This window comes from Duganella sp. OV510 (assembly GCF_900100205.1).
In the GTDB taxonomy this organism is placed as follows: domain Bacteria; phylum Pseudomonadota; class Gammaproteobacteria; order Burkholderiales; family Burkholderiaceae_D; genus Rugamonas.
The window spans coordinates 86,644-99,869 of the sequence record NZ_FNEQ01000006.1 but is presented as its reverse complement, the minus strand read 5'-3'; the positions used below and the strand labels follow the sequence as shown (position 1 = coordinate 99,869).

General features: G+C 64.9%; 12 protein-coding genes. 10 read left to right on the top strand and 2 right to left on the bottom strand.

Annotation, left to right across the window (positions count from 1 at the left end; all coding sequences use genetic code 11):
- Positions 1-6 precede the first annotated feature (6 nt).
- From BLS51_RS16955 to BLS51_RS16920, 8 genes are read left to right on the top strand one after another with little or no spacing between them, the layout of a single operon-like run.
- Positions 7-1,983: a serine hydrolase domain-containing protein gene (locus BLS51_RS16955; protein ID WP_090184968.1), complete on the top strand. Its 1,977-nt coding sequence runs from the start codon at positions 7-9 to the stop codon at positions 1,981-1,983.
- Positions 1,983-2,993 carry a dipeptide epimerase gene (locus tag BLS51_RS16950; protein ID WP_090184965.1) on the top strand — a complete coding sequence of 337 codons (1,011 nt, stop codon included), beginning with the start codon at positions 1,983-1,985 and terminating at the stop codon, positions 2,991-2,993. Before BLS51_RS16955 ends, BLS51_RS16950 begins: the two co-directional genes overlap by 1 nt.
- The gene (locus tag BLS51_RS16945) at positions 2,990-4,276 is read left to right on the top strand and encodes a peptide MFS transporter (protein ID WP_090184962.1); all 1,287 of its coding nucleotides are present in this window, start codon (positions 2,990-2,992) and stop codon (positions 4,274-4,276) included. The genes BLS51_RS16950 and BLS51_RS16945 overlap by 4 nt, the downstream gene beginning before the upstream one ends.
- Positions 4,263-6,482 (top strand): TonB-dependent receptor, encoded by a 2,220-nt coding sequence (locus BLS51_RS16940; RefSeq protein WP_090184959.1) that lies wholly within the window; start codon positions 4,263-4,265, stop codon positions 6,480-6,482. Before BLS51_RS16945 ends, BLS51_RS16940 begins: the two co-directional genes overlap by 14 nt.
- 4 nt (positions 6,483-6,486) lie before the next feature.
- Positions 6,487-7,530, top strand: a complete 1,044-nt coding sequence (locus BLS51_RS16935; protein ID WP_090184955.1) for an N-acetyltransferase DgcN family protein — start codon at positions 6,487-6,489, stop codon at positions 7,528-7,530.
- On the top strand, positions 7,527-9,089 hold the full coding sequence (locus BLS51_RS16930) for a serine hydrolase (RefSeq protein ID WP_090184952.1): 1,563 nt from the start codon (positions 7,527-7,529) through the stop codon (positions 9,087-9,089). The genes BLS51_RS16935 and BLS51_RS16930 overlap by 4 nt, the downstream gene beginning before the upstream one ends.
- Positions 9,086-10,300 carry a dipeptidase gene (locus tag BLS51_RS16925; protein ID WP_090184950.1) on the top strand — a complete coding sequence of 405 codons (1,215 nt, stop codon included), beginning with the start codon at positions 9,086-9,088 and terminating at the stop codon, positions 10,298-10,300. The genes BLS51_RS16930 and BLS51_RS16925 overlap by 4 nt, the downstream gene beginning before the upstream one ends.
- Positions 10,300-10,536, top strand: coding sequence for a type II toxin-antitoxin system TacA family antitoxin (locus BLS51_RS16920; protein ID WP_090184947.1), 237 nt, complete (start codon positions 10,300-10,302; stop codon positions 10,534-10,536). Before BLS51_RS16925 ends, BLS51_RS16920 begins: the two co-directional genes overlap by 1 nt.
- 4 nt (positions 10,537-10,540) lie before the next feature.
- Here BLS51_RS16920 and BLS51_RS16915 read toward each other — a convergent pair whose 3' ends face one another.
- Complete coding sequence (locus tag BLS51_RS16915) at positions 10,541-10,771, bottom strand: hypothetical protein (protein ID WP_139168718.1); 231 nt, start codon at positions 10,769-10,771, stop codon at positions 10,541-10,543.
- A gap of 118 nt (positions 10,772-10,889) precedes the next feature.
- On the opposite strand from BLS51_RS16915, the gene BLS51_RS16910 reads away from it, so the two are divergent.
- Both BLS51_RS16910 and BLS51_RS16905 read left to right on the top strand, forming a co-directional pair.
- Positions 10,890-11,720 carry a hypothetical protein gene (locus tag BLS51_RS16910; RefSeq protein ID WP_090184942.1) on the top strand — a complete coding sequence of 277 codons (831 nt, stop codon included), beginning with the start codon at positions 10,890-10,892 and terminating at the stop codon, positions 11,718-11,720.
- Positions 11,721-11,729: 9 nt separating this feature from the next.
- Entirely contained in the window at positions 11,730-12,167 is a 438-nt protein-coding gene (locus tag BLS51_RS16905) for a hypothetical protein (protein ID WP_090184939.1), read from the top strand.
- Here BLS51_RS16905 and epsC read toward each other — a convergent pair.
- Positions 12,164-13,087, bottom strand: coding sequence for a serine O-acetyltransferase EpsC (gene epsC / locus BLS51_RS16900; protein WP_090184936.1), 924 nt, complete (start codon positions 13,085-13,087; stop codon positions 12,164-12,166). The two genes, BLS51_RS16905 and epsC, sit on opposite strands and share 4 nt — an antisense overlap.
- Positions 13,088-13,226: the final 139 nt, after the last annotated feature.

Genomic DNA, 13,226 nt, shown 5'->3' with positions numbered 1-13,226 from the left:
TGGTCCATGGAATTACGCAAGTTGATACTATTGGCAGCACTTTGCCTGAGCGGCAGCCCCGCGCTGTCTGCCCAGCCCACGCCAGTCCAGGCGCCAGCCGCCGCCGCCGCGCCGCGCGCCCTCGACAAGCAGGACCTCGATAGCTGGCTCGACGGTTACATGCCCTACGCGCTGAGCACCGGCGGCATTCCGGGCGCCGTGGTGGTGGTGGTCAAGGATGGCCAGATCGTCAGCGCACGCGGCTTCGGCTACGCCAATGCTGAAAAGCGCATCCCGGTCGATCCGGACCGCACGCTGTTCCGTCCCGGCTCCGTCTCCAAGCTGATCACCTGGACCGCCGTGATGCAACTGGTGGAGCAGCAAAAGCTCGATCTCGACACCGACATCAACCGCTACCTGGATTTCAAGATCCCAGGACACGGCGGCAAGCCGATCACGCTGCGCCATCTGATGACCCACACCGGTGGCTTCGAGGAAGCCGCCAAGGACATCATCGATTACGCCCCGGCGCCGGCGCCCAAGCTGGGCGACCTGCTGAAAGCCTGGGTGCCGGAGCGTATCTACCCACCTGGCAGCACGCCGGCCTATTCAAATTACGCCACCGCGCTGGCCGGCTACATCGTCGAACGCGCCTCCGGCCTGTCATTTGACGACTACGTCGAACGCCACATCTTCGCGCCGCTGGGCATGCGCAGCGCCAGCTTCCGCCAGCCGCTGCCAGCCGCGCTGGCATCACAAATGTCGGTCGGCTATGACAAGCCCGGCACGCCGCCTAGAGCGTTCGAGATCATCGGCCCGGCGCCGGCTGGTTCGCTGTCCGCCTCGGGCACCGACATGGCGCGCTTCATGATCGCCCACCTGCAACAGGGCCAACTGGACCAGCAACGCATCCTGACGGCCGGCACTGCCGCCGCCATGCATAACAGCGCCCTCAACAAGGTCGATCCACAGTCGCTGATCGGCCCGCTGAACCGCATGCAACTGGGCTTCTTTGAAACCAATACCAACGGCCGCGAAGTCATCGCCCACCTTGGCGACACCGAAGCCTTCCACACCTCGCTGCACCTGTTCCTCAAGGACGGCGTCGGCCTGTACGCCTCGTTCAACAGCCCCGGCAAGGATGGCGCGGTGGGCACGCTGCGCACCGCCCTGTTCCATGACTTTGCCGACCGCTATTTCGCCGATAGCAGCCCGGCCGACGGCCGCGTCGACGATCAAACCGCTGCCGCACATGCGCGCCTGATGAGCGGCAACTGGGAAAGCAGCCGCCGTTCGGATTCCAACTTCTTCTCCGTGGTCGGCATGCTGAGCCAGGTCAAGGTCGGCCTCGACGACAAGGGCGGCCTGCTGATCCCTGCACTGGTCGGCCGCGACGGCCAGCCGCGCAAGTGGGTGGAAATTGCACCCTTCGTCTGGCGCGACCGCGACGGCCATGACCGCCTGGCAGCCACCGTCAAGGATGGCCAGGTGGTGCGCTGGAGCATGGACTTCATGTCGCCCTTCATGGTGTTCGACCGCGTGCCGGCCGGTAAATCCGGCGCCTGGCTGCTGCCCGCGCTCGGCGCCGGCGTCGCCGTAATGCTGTTGACCTTGCTGGCCTGGCCAACCGGCTGGCTGGTACGCCGCGTCCACCACTTGCCAAAACCAGCCACCAGCCCTGCCCGCCGCACCGTAATCGGTACGCGGATCGCAGCCGGCCTGACGCTGGCCCTGCTGATCGGCTGGACCAGCATGATCAGCGCCATGTTCAGCAGCCTCAAATACGCCACCGCGATTTCCGATCCGTGGCTATGGCTGTTGCAGGTGCTCGGCATCATCATCCTCGTCGGCAGCATGCTAGTCAGCGCGCGCAACCTGCAACTGACCATGCGCGATGGCGGCTGGGCGCGCAAGCTATGGAGCGTGCTGGTATTCGCTTCGGCGCTGCTGATGTTCTACACCGCGCTGCGCTTCGGCCTGATCGCGCTGACGGTGAACTACTGATGGCCCGCCTGACGATGGCGGTAGCGGCCGAATCGCTACAACTGGCGCAACCGTTCCGGATTTCCGGCTACCTGTTCGAGCGCTTCAACGCGGTGGTGGTCACGCTGCGCGATGGCGCGCACCAGGGACGCGGCGAAGGCGACGGCGTGTACTACCTCAAAGACGACGCAGCGCACATGCTGGCCGAACTGGCGCGTTGCCGCGCGCTGATCGAGGCTGGCCCCAGCCGCGAGGAACTACGCCACCTGATGCCGCACGGCGGCGCCCGCAACGCGGTCGATTGCGCGCTGTGGGAACTGGAGGCAGCGCGCGCCGGCACGCCGGTGTGGCGGCTGGCCGGCCAGCAGGCGCCGCGTGCGCTACGCACCACCTTCACGCTGGGCGCCAACGATCCGCAACTGATGGCGGCCGAAGCGCAGCGCTGGGTACAGGCCCGCGCCATCAAGGTCAAGCTGACCGGCGAGGTGGAACTCGACCTGGCGCGCGTGGCCGCCATCCGCGCGGCGCGGCCGGACGTCTGGCTCGGCGTCGATGGCAACCAGGGCTTCACCATCGATCAGCTGGATGCCTTGCTGGCCGGGCTGGTCACGCATAAGGTGAGTCTGCTGGAGCAACCACTGGCGCGCGGCCGGGACAGCGAATTGGCCGGCTACAAATCACCCATTCCACTCGCCGCCGACGAAAGCGTTCTGACACTGGACGAATTGCCGCATGCGGTAGGCCGCTACCAGGTGGTCAACATCAAGCTCGACAAATGCGGCGGCTTGACCGAAGGCCTGCTGATGTCGTCCGCCGCGCGCAAACTCGGCCTCGGCGTCATGGTCGGCAATATGGGCGGCTCCAGCCTGGCGATGGCGCCCAGCTTCGTGCTCGGCCAGGCCTGCGACATCGTCGACCTGGACGGCCCCACCTTCCTCAGCAACGACCGCAGCCCCAGCGTGCAGTACCGCGATGGCGCGGTCTGGTCGGGGCCGGAAGTCTGGGGCGCCGGTTTGCGGGAGCCGGCATGAGCGTTGCCGCCGCGAATGCCACGCCGACCTGGTTTGGTCATCCACGCGGCCTGACCGTACTGTTCCTGACCAATATGTGGGAACAGTTTTCCTACTACGGCATGCGTGCGCTGCTGGTGTATTTCATGACCAGGCAGCTGCTGCTGGGACAGGCGCAGGCATCGCTGGTTTATGGTGCGTACACCGCTTGCGCATATTTCACACCGATCATCGGCGGCATGATGGTCGACCGTTTCCTCGGCAAGCGGCGCGCCATCATCATCGGCGCTTCGGTCATGGCCGCCGGCCATTTCATGATGGCGTTCGAGCCGCTGTTCTACCTGGCGCTGGCCACCATCGCGCTGGGCAACGGCCTGTTCCTGCCTACGCTGCCCAGCCAGGTGGGCGACCTGTATCAGCGCGACGATCCGCGCCGTGGCCGCGCCTACAACGTGTACTACGTCGGCATCAACATCGGCGGTTTCCTGGCGCCGCTGGCGTGCGGCACGCTGGGCGAACTGTATGGCTGGCACTACGGCTTCGGCCTCGCCGGGATAGGCATGCTGGCCGGCCTGCTGATCTACCTGTTCGGCGGCAAGCACCTGCCGCCGGACCGCCCGCTGGCGCAGGTGCCGCAGCACGCCGCACCGGCCGGCGCCTTCACCCGCCGCACGATCCTGACGCTGATCGGCATCGGCGTGGCAGTCACGGTATTCCGATCGGCCTACGAACAAGTCGGCAACACGGTGGCCCTGTGGTCCGATCAGGGCGTTGACCGGCAGGCTGGCGGATGGCTGATACCGGTGACCTGGTTCCAGTCGCTGAATCCGCTGTTCGTCATGCTGATGACGCCGCCTCTGCTGGCCTGGTGGCGCCGCCGCGCCGACGCCCACGGCGACCAGCCACCGGCGCAACGCATGGCGCTGGGCGCGCTGATGCTGTCCGGCGCCTACCTGATGCTGGCAGGACTGGTGTGGCTGGGCGACGGCCAGCCGACACCTTGGCCGTGGCTGGTGCTGTTCTTTGCCGCCTTCACCATCGGCGAATTGTTCATCCTGCCGACCGGCCTCGGCCTGTTTGCGCGGCTGGCGCCGGCCGGCCGCACCACCACCACTGTCGGCGCCTGGTTCCTCATCATTTTCAGCGGCAGCCTGAGCGCGGGAGCGGTGGGCAGCCTGTGGAGCAGGCTTGGCCACAGCGAATTTTTCGTACTGCTGGCGGCGCTGGCGGCGCTGGCAGCACTGTTGTTACAGCTATTAAATTCAAAAATCAGTCCATCGGGAGAGAGCAATGTTGAAAAGTAAATTGATACTAACGTCATCCGCCCTGGCCGTCTCGGCCGCCTTTGCTGCTGAACAGGATACCGCACAGCAGGCTGTACAACAGGTCATCGTCACCGCACAAAAACGCGCGCAAACCACCATCGACGTGCCGCAATCAATGTCCGTCATCAGCGGCGAAACGCTGGAAAAAGAACAGGCCAACAGCTTCGCCGACTATGTCAAGCTGATCCCCAGCCTGCAACTGGTACAAAGCACGCCGGGCGCCGGCCGCCTGGTCATGCGCGGGCTGGACACCGGCGGCGTCGCCTCGACCGTCGCCGTGTACATGGATGAAACGCCGTTTGGCTCCAGCAGCGGCCTGGTCAACGGCGCCGTGCTGGCCGGCGACTTCGACACCTTCGACATGGCGCGGGTGGAAGTGCTGCGCGGCCCGCAAGGCGCGCTGTACGGCGCCAGCTCGCTGGGCGGCCTGGTCAAGTTCATTACCAACACGCCGGAAACTGACCGCTTCCTGATGCGCGCGCGCGTCGGCGCAGCCTCGGTCGATGGCGGCGGCACCGCCTACCGTACCAACCTGGTGGTCAACACGCCGATCAGCGACACGCTGGCCTTCCGCGTGTCGGGTGCCTACGACCGGCAGCCCGGCTATATCGACTCGATCGGCACCGCCGGTTCCGACCGCGTCAACGACATCAACAAATCGCGCAACTATGGCGGCCGCGCGTCGCTGATGTACACGCCGAACAAGGATCTGTCGCTGCGCCTGACGGCGGTGGCGCAAAACATTCAGACCGATGCGCCGTCCACCGTGGAAAGCGATCCGAACACGCTGGAGATGCTGTACGGCCGGCCAACCCAGTCGCAATTCATTCCGCAGTACCGCAACGTCAACTATCGCGTCTACAACGCCACGCTCAACTGGAACCTCGGCCCTGCCAGCCTGACTTCCTCCACCAGCTACAGCACCCAGCGCCAGGGCCTGCGCGAAGACGATACCACCAACCTGAGCGGGCTGGTGGAAGGCGCTTTCGGCGTCGCCAACGAACTCTATCTGGGACAAAACACCAACCTGAAAAAAGTGACCCAGGAACTGCGCCTGAGTTCCAACCAGCCCGGCACGTTCGACTGGCTGGCCGGCCTGTACTACACCGACGAAGACGGCGCCATCCTGCAGGGCTACACGGCGGTCACGCCCGGCACGCTGACGCCGTTGACCGGACTGCCGCTGCTGGCCGACCTGTCGCTGAAGTCGAAATACCGCGAATACGCCGCCTTCGCCAACACCACCATCCATTTCAGTCCACGCTACGACCTTGACCTGGGCGCGCGCTACAGCCACAACAAGCAGAGCGCGCGCCAGATCGGCGACGGTGCGCTGGCCGGCGGCGCCGCCGACGACAGCGCCGCCTCGTCCGAGCACGTGACCACCTATTCGGTCGCGCCGAAGATCAAGTTTGACGAGCGCCATGCAGTGTACCTGCGCGCCGCCAAGGGCTTCCGTCCCGGTGGCCCGAACGTGCTGCCGCCGAATCCACCGCCCGGCACACCCACCACCTACAACTCGGACACGGTGATGAGCTATGAGCTGGGCTACAAGTCGCTCAGCGCCGACGGCATGCTGTCGTTCGACATCACCGCCTTCCACGTCAACTGGAAAGACATTCAGCTGCTGGCGGTGGTCAACGGCTTTGGCGTGAATACCAACGGCGTCGGCGCCAAAGCCAACGGCGTCGAATTCACCGCCACGCTGCGGCCGCTGCGCAACCTGCGCCTGAGCGCCAACGGCGCCTACAACAAGGCTAGGTTGGATGGCGACACCAGCCCACTGGTCGGCGGCCGTTCCGGCGACCGCCTGCCGTTCTCGCCGAAATACAGCCTGGGCCTGGCAGCCGACTATCGCTGGACCGTCGGCGACACCATGCCCGCCTACGCCGGCATGTCGGTGCGCCACGTGGCGCAACAGTCCGGCTCCTTCGACAACGACTTCCGCACCGCCTATGGCCGCCAGCGCCAGGTGCCGTCGTACAACGTGGTCGATGCGCATGTGGGCATCGAGCTTGGTTCGTGGACGCTGGAGGCCTACGGCAAAAACCTCGGCAACAGCAACGCCATCACCTCGACCTCGGCGCTGACCGCCAACGGCTTCAATATGTATCCGAATGGCGCCATCAGCACCGGCCGCATCGCGCCGCGCACCATCGGCCTGACCCTGACCAAGGAGTATTAAACGCATGATCCATTCCGCTACTGAAACCAAGTTGGGACGTTATCTGCTGTTTCTCGCCGACACCGTGGAACCGGGCTATGCGAAAACCGCGTTCGGCCTGCGCGACTGGGCCCGTGAGCGCTGCGTCGGCGAGATGGTGCTGCCAGCCGCCACGGTCAGCACCGGCCTGCCGCGCCTCAACCCGCAACAAGCGCGCAGCCTCGGCGCGGACGCCCTGGTGATCGGCGTTGCCGCGCCTGGCGGGCTGATACCTCCGCACTGGATTCCAGCGCTGGTGGAAGCGCTGGAGGCTGGCCTGGATATCGTCTCCGGCATGCACATCAAGCTGGCGCAGGTCGAACCGCTGCGCGCCACCGCCGCCGCGCTGGGCCGGCGCCTGATCGACCTGCGCACACCGCCGGCAAATATCCCGGTGGCCAGTGGCGTCAAGCGCAGCGGCAAGCGGCTGCTGACGGTGGGCACCGATTGCGCGCTGGGCAAGAAGTACACAGCGCTGGCGCTGACCAGGGCGCTGCGGGCGCGCGGCGTCGACGCCGAATTCCGCGCCAGCGGCCAGACCGGCATCCTGCTGGCCGGCGGCGGCATGCCGATCGACGCCGTGGTGTCCGACTTCGTCGCCGGCGCGGCGGAGCTGCTCAGCCCTGCCGCCGCCGAAGATCACCTGGATATCATTGAAGGACAAGGCTCGCTGTTCCATCCAGCCTACGCCGCCGTGTCACTGGGACTGCTGCATGGCAGCCAGCCGGATATGTTCGTGGTCTGCCACGATCCGTCGCGCAGCCACATACTCGGTTATCCGGCAGCGCCGCTGCCGTCGATCGAAGCGGTGATTGCGCAGACCGTGGCGCTGGGCCGCGTCACCAATCCGGCGATTGCCTGCGTGGGCGTGGCGCTGAATACCTCCAGCCTGAGCGAAGCCGACGCCCAGGCGGAAATCGACACACTGGCGCAACGACTGGGCCTGCCGGTGGCCGATCCCATGCGCGGTGGCGCCGCATTCGAGCGCCTGGTGGATAATTGCAGCACCCGTCATCCGGAGCAACCATGAAAAAATTCCTGCTGTTGCTGGCGTTGAGCGCGCCGGCATGGGCGGCGCCGCCGGCCAAATTCGACACCCGCGTGGAAGCATTGCGCCGGCAGATCGGCGTGCCCGGCATGGCCATCGCCATCGTCGAACAGGGCAAGACCACGCTGGCGCGCGGCTATGGCGTGCGCCAGCTGGGCGCACCAGCCGCAGTCGACGCCGACACCTTGTTCCCCATCGGCTCCACCACCAAGGCAATGACGGTGGCTGCGCTGGCCACGCTGGTGGACGCCGGAAAAATCCGCTGGGACGATCATGTGGTCGATCTTCTGCCAGGCTTCCAGATGTACGATGCCTGGGTCACGCGCGAAATGACGGTGCGCGACCTGCTGGTGCATCGCGGCGGCCTGGGATATGGCGCCGGCGATCTGCTGTTCGTCCCGCGCAGCAATCTGTCGCGTGCGGAAACCGTGAAGCGCCTGCGCTTCCTCAAGCCGTCCAGCAGCTTCCGCAGCGAGTTCGCCTATTCCAACCTGCCCTATGTGGTGGCCGGCCAGCTGATTGAAGCGGTCAGCGGCGAGACGTGGGAAGCCTATGTGCGCAAGCATGTGCTGCTACCTTCCGGCATGAGCAAGTCCACCACCGACAACCAGGACAACTTCGCCACCGAAGACCGCGCCTATCCGCACGCACGCATGAACGGCGGCCTGCGTGGCGCCGGCGACCAGGAACGGCTGGACGAACGCGATGACCTCGGCCGCAACGGCGCACCGGCCGGCGGCGTCGCCAGCAGCGCCAACGACCTCGCCAAGTGGCTGCAAGTACTGCTGGGCGAAGGCGTGGCGCCGGGCGGCCAGCGCGTTTTCAGCGCAGCGGCGCGGGCGCAAATGTGGAAGGCAACGATGGCCATGCCAGCCAGTACCATGCCGGCCGAACTCAAGCCGCTGGAATCGCGCTTTTCCGATTATGGCCTGGGCTGGGATATCGTCGATTATCGCGGCCACCGCATCATCTGGCATGGCGGCGCCGTGCTGGGCTTCAAAACCGCCGTGGTGGTACTGCCGGAACAGCAGGTTGGCTTCGCCATCACCATCAATAGCGAGGACGGCGAAATCGTGCGTGGCCTGATGTATGAGCTGATCGATCATTACCTCGGCTTGCAGGCAAACGACTGGCCAGCGAAATTCCGCGCCTACCGCGACAAGCAGGTGGCCGAAGGCCTGAAAGTATTGAAACAGGCACAGGCCACACCAGCCAAGGTGGGGCCGTCATTGAAACCGGCCGCACTGGCAGGCAGCTATGCCGATCCGTGGTACGGCAAGATCGAGATCGCCGACACGCCGGCCGGCCTGACCATCAATTTCACCACCGCGCCACGCATGCGCGGCAAGCTGGAACACTGGCAGTACGATACCTTCATCACCCGGCTGGATGACAAGACCATCGAGCCGGCCTATGTCACGTTTGCGCTCGACGAAGCCGGCAAGGTGGCGCGCATCACGATGAAAGCCGCTTCGCCGATCGCCGATTTCAGCTGGGACTACAAGGACCTGAACTTCACGCCCGTCAAGGAGCAGCCATGAAACGCGCCGCGCCAATCGCGTTGTCCGCCGCCCTGCTCGCGCTGGGCGCCTGCCAGAACCTGCCTGCCGGTGACGCCGCCGCGCCGGTAGACGCCACCCACCGCAAGCTGCTGACACTGGATACCCATCTGGACAGCCCGGTGCACTTCGGTCGACAGGGATGGAGCTTTGGCGAGCGTCACGATATGCGCAGCGACATCGCACAACTGGATCTGCCGCGCATGGAGGATGGCAATCTGGATGGCGGCTTCTTCGCCGTCTTCACGCCGCAAGGCCCGCTAACGCCGGACGGCTACGCGCAGGCCCTGCGCTGGGCGCAGGCTCGCTCGCTGCAAATCGATCAGACCGTGACGCGTTTCGGCGACCGCATCGGGGCTGCGCGCGACGCGGTTGATGCGCCGGCGCTGCAAGCCAGCGGCAAGCTGGTGGCCTACAAGAGCATCGAAAACAGCTACCCGCTGGGCGACAGCGTGGCGCTGCTATCTGACTTCCAGCGCCAGGGTGTGCGGCTGGTGGGCGTGGTCCATACCGCCAACAACCAGTTTGCGGACTCGGCCACCGATCAGCCGCGCTGGAACGGCTTGAGTCCACTCGGCCGCGATTGGGTCAAGGAGATGAACCGCCTCGGTATGGTGATTGACGCCAGCCACGCGTCGGATGCGGTGTTCGATCAATTGCTGGCGCAGTCACGCGCGCCCATCCTGCTGTCGCACTCGGGATCGCGCGCCATGTTCAACCATCCGCGCAACCTGGACGACGCACGGCTGCGCAAGCTGGCGGCGGCCGGCGGCGCGCTGTGCTTCACCACCATCTACCTTGGCAATGTGCAGATGGGGCCGGAGCGCGAGGCGCTGTTCGACAAGGTTGAACATATCTCGTCGCTGAATCCAGCCGAACAGGCTGACCTGATCGCACGCTGGAATGCGCTGGACGCCACCACGCCGCTGTGGAATGCCAGCTTCGAGCAGTACATGGCGGCGCTGCTGCATGTGATCAGTGTGGCCGGCGTCGATCACGTCTGCTTCGGCGCCGACTTTGATGGCGGCGGCGGCATTGCCGGTCTTGAGCAGGTGACGGCACTGCCGCGCATCACCCAGCGGCTGAAGGGGGCCGGCTATTCCGATGCCGACCTGGAGAAGATGTGGAGCGGGAATGTGTTGCGCATCCTGCGCGAGGCTGAGCGCCATCGCACGATCACAGGTGGCGACTGATGGCAACCATCACCAAGACCGGCCGCATCTCGGTCAGGGTGCCGCACAACGCCACGGCGACCTTGCACCAGGCGGCCGCGCTGGCCGGCACTACGCTCGACAGCTTTCTGCTGCAGGCCGCGCTCAAGGAAGCGCGGCGCGTCATCGAGCACAATGAGGAATCGCGGCGCGATCCCGACACGCCCGCCCTGCTGCTGAACTTCTCGATCAGCCGCATGGGGCCGAGGCGCCGCTAGCCGCTTATTTCATCACCAGCTTTTGCAGCACTTCGTAAACCACCAGCGCCAGGAACAGGAACGGCAGTGCCTGCACCACGATGCCGGGGATTTCCGGCACGTTGACCACCTGCGCCAGCACCGTGTAGGCGATCGAGCAGAAAAAGGCCAGCGCCAATATCCAGTTCTTGCGGCCGATGAAGACGCCGACACACGTTACCGAACCCGCCAAGCTCAACATAGTCGCAATTTGCATTATCTGTGCTTCGAAAGTAGTCAATGGCGCAAATTATACAAAATGGCATGCCGTGCTTTCCACGATTATCATTTGTAGTATTCTTTACGACAATTTTCTAAAGTTCGGGGGAATATCCATGCGCCTGTTTATTTTGTGCGTCCTCGCCGCGCTGCTGGGTGGCTGTGCCAACCTGCAAGCGGTGCGGGAGTTCGGCCAGATTTCCTCGCTCAGCGCGGGCTACACGCGGCTCAGCGATGATTATGTGCGCAGTCCGCTCATCAATAAAAGCTACACGCTGGAGGCGGAAACGCAACAGCGTGCCACGCTCGACGCCGAGTACCAGCAGCGCTTGCCGCAGGCCGCGCGTTTGCAGGTCTATCACAAGGTGGTGTCGACCTACATGGCGACCCTGGCCGAACTGGCGGGCGATGACATTCCCACCGGCGCCGAGGAAGTCGATGGCCTGGTCGATGCCGCCGCCAAGGCCAACTACCTGGACGCCGCCAGCGTGGCGCCGGCCAGGGCGATCGGCAAGCTGCTGACCGACGCCACGCTCAACGGCTATCGCCATCGCGAATTAAAAAAGGTGATCGCAGAAGGGAATGCGCCGATACAGGCGCTGTTGGCCAGCCTCGTGCAGTCGATGCAGGCGTTTGACGCGTCGCTGAAAATCGAACGCGCCAGCGCCAACCGCTATTACCGCTCGCTGCATGCGCGCGCCCGCGAGAATAACCGTGAGCCGGTGGCAGCCGAGCAGGCGTGGGCCAGCCTGAACGCCGCCAACGCGCTGTTCGATGAGCGCGAGCGCGCCATCCCGCTGTATATCGAGTCGCTGAGGCGCATCGCCATCGCCCACCAGGCCCTGTACGATGGCCGCGACGATATCGACAACCATCAGCTGCTGGCCGATCTGAAGCGCTACACCAAACAAATCCGCTCCGCCTACAACGCGGTACGCGCACTTTAAGGAGCGCACATGAACACCATCACCCTCACCGCCGATGACGCGCTGAAGTTGTCGGCGCAGTTCCGCAACGCTTCCACCGCATTGGGAGATTACCTGTATGCGCCGGAGAACTGGCCGAAGATTCCAGAGAAGGAGCGCGCCACCCTGCAATCATTGGAGGTAACGCTGCTGAACGTGGCCAGCGACCTGGTGACACGCGCGGTTGGCGTCATCATCAAGGATGCCGAGCAAAGCCTGGCCGATCTGGTCACAGCCACCGAGCATGCCAGGGATGTCATCAGGACCATCGACAACGTCACCCGCACCATCACCGTGGTGACAGCGATGATCGGGCTGGCCGGCGTTATCCCCACCGGTAACGCCGGCGCCATCTTCGGCGCGCTGAAGAATCTGCAAAGCGCCGTCAAGGGCGAGCAAACAGCCAAGGCCAAAAAGGCCAAGGCTTAGTCGTTGCGCATCTGCGCCTGCGAGACGTTGCTGGCCGGCGGCACGCTCTGCGTCAGCCACACATTGCCGCCGATGGTCGAACCGGCGCCAATGGTGATGCGGCCCAGGATGGTGGCCCCGGCGTAGATCACCACGTCGTCCTCGACGATCGGGTGGCGCGGCACGCCTTTAATCAGCACGCCCTGCTCGTCCGCCGGGAAGCGCTTGGCGCCCAGCGTCACGTGCTGGTACAGGCGCACCCGCTGGCCGATGATGGCGGTCTCGCCGATCACCACGCCGGTGCCGTGATCGATGAAGAAGCTGGCGCCGATTTGTGCCGCCGGGTGGATGTCGATCCCGGTCAGCGAATGGGCGATGTCCGAGATCAGCCGCGCCAGGAACGGCGAGCCGAGACGGTGCAGGCTGTGTGCCAGGCGGTAATACAGGATGGCGATCGTGCCCGGATAGCACAGCATGATCTCGGCCACCGAGGTTGCCGCCGGATCGCCGGAAAACGCCGCCTGCACGTCCGACACCAGCAGGGCCCGCACCTGCGGCAGGCTGGCGGCGAATTCGCGGGTGATCTCGTGCGCCTGGCGGGTCAACGCCTCTTCATCGGGAAGCGCTTCCTCGGCGGAGAACTGCAGGCCGCGCCGCACCTGCTCGGCCAGCCGGTTCAGCGTGGTGTTCAGCGTATCGCCGACAAAGAAATCGATGCTCTCGTCGGTCAGGTTGGGCCGGCCGTAGTGGGTCGGGAACAGCACCGCCTGCAGGCCGTTGACGATGGTGGTCAGCGCCTCGCGCGACGGCAGTTCGCGCACGCGGCCATGGTGGCGGATATTGTGGGTGGCTTCGCGCGACACGCGCAGCTGTTCAATCACGCTGGCCAGGTTCCAGTGCGATGGCCTGACGGATGTGCCGTCAAAGGTATCTCTTGTCATAATGTCTCGAATTCGAAAAGCATGGGCGTAATCGCCCACTGTGCAGCATAACCACTGTACCGCGATAAGCTAACGAAGGTTTTCAGCCTTTCTTATGCGGCCTGCGCATATCGCGTAAAATGCCGGGTCCAACGAACCC

Coding starts and splice junctions, on each gene's coding strand:
- BLS51_RS16955 (WP_090184968.1), top strand. CDS start 7: ATGGAATTACGCAAGTTGATACTATTGGCAGCACTTTGCCTGAGCGGC.
- BLS51_RS16950 (WP_090184965.1), top strand. CDS start 1,983: ATGGCCCGCCTGACGATGGCGGTAGCGGCCGAATCGCTACAACTGGCG.
- BLS51_RS16945 (WP_090184962.1), top strand. CDS start 2,990: ATGAGCGTTGCCGCCGCGAATGCCACGCCGACCTGGTTTGGTCATCCA.
- BLS51_RS16905 (WP_090184939.1), top strand. CDS start 11,730: ATGAACACCATCACCCTCACCGCCGATGACGCGCTGAAGTTGTCGGCG.
- epsC (WP_090184936.1), bottom strand. CDS start 13,087: ATGACAAGAGATACCTTTGACGGCACATCCGTCAGGCCATCGCACTGG.
- BLS51_RS16930 (WP_090184952.1), top strand. CDS start 7,527: ATGAAAAAATTCCTGCTGTTGCTGGCGTTGAGCGCGCCGGCATGGGCG.
- BLS51_RS16925 (WP_090184950.1), top strand. CDS start 9,086: ATGAAACGCGCCGCGCCAATCGCGTTGTCCGCCGCCCTGCTCGCGCTG.
- BLS51_RS16915 (WP_139168718.1), bottom strand. CDS start 10,771: ATGCAAATTGCGACTATGTTGAGCTTGGCGGGTTCGGTAACGTGTGTC.
- BLS51_RS16940 (WP_090184959.1), top strand. CDS start 4,263: ATGTTGAAAAGTAAATTGATACTAACGTCATCCGCCCTGGCCGTCTCG.
- BLS51_RS16920 (WP_090184947.1), top strand. CDS start 10,300: ATGGCAACCATCACCAAGACCGGCCGCATCTCGGTCAGGGTGCCGCAC.
- BLS51_RS16935 (WP_090184955.1), top strand. CDS start 6,487: ATGATCCATTCCGCTACTGAAACCAAGTTGGGACGTTATCTGCTGTTT.
- BLS51_RS16910 (WP_090184942.1), top strand. CDS start 10,890: ATGCGCCTGTTTATTTTGTGCGTCCTCGCCGCGCTGCTGGGTGGCTGT.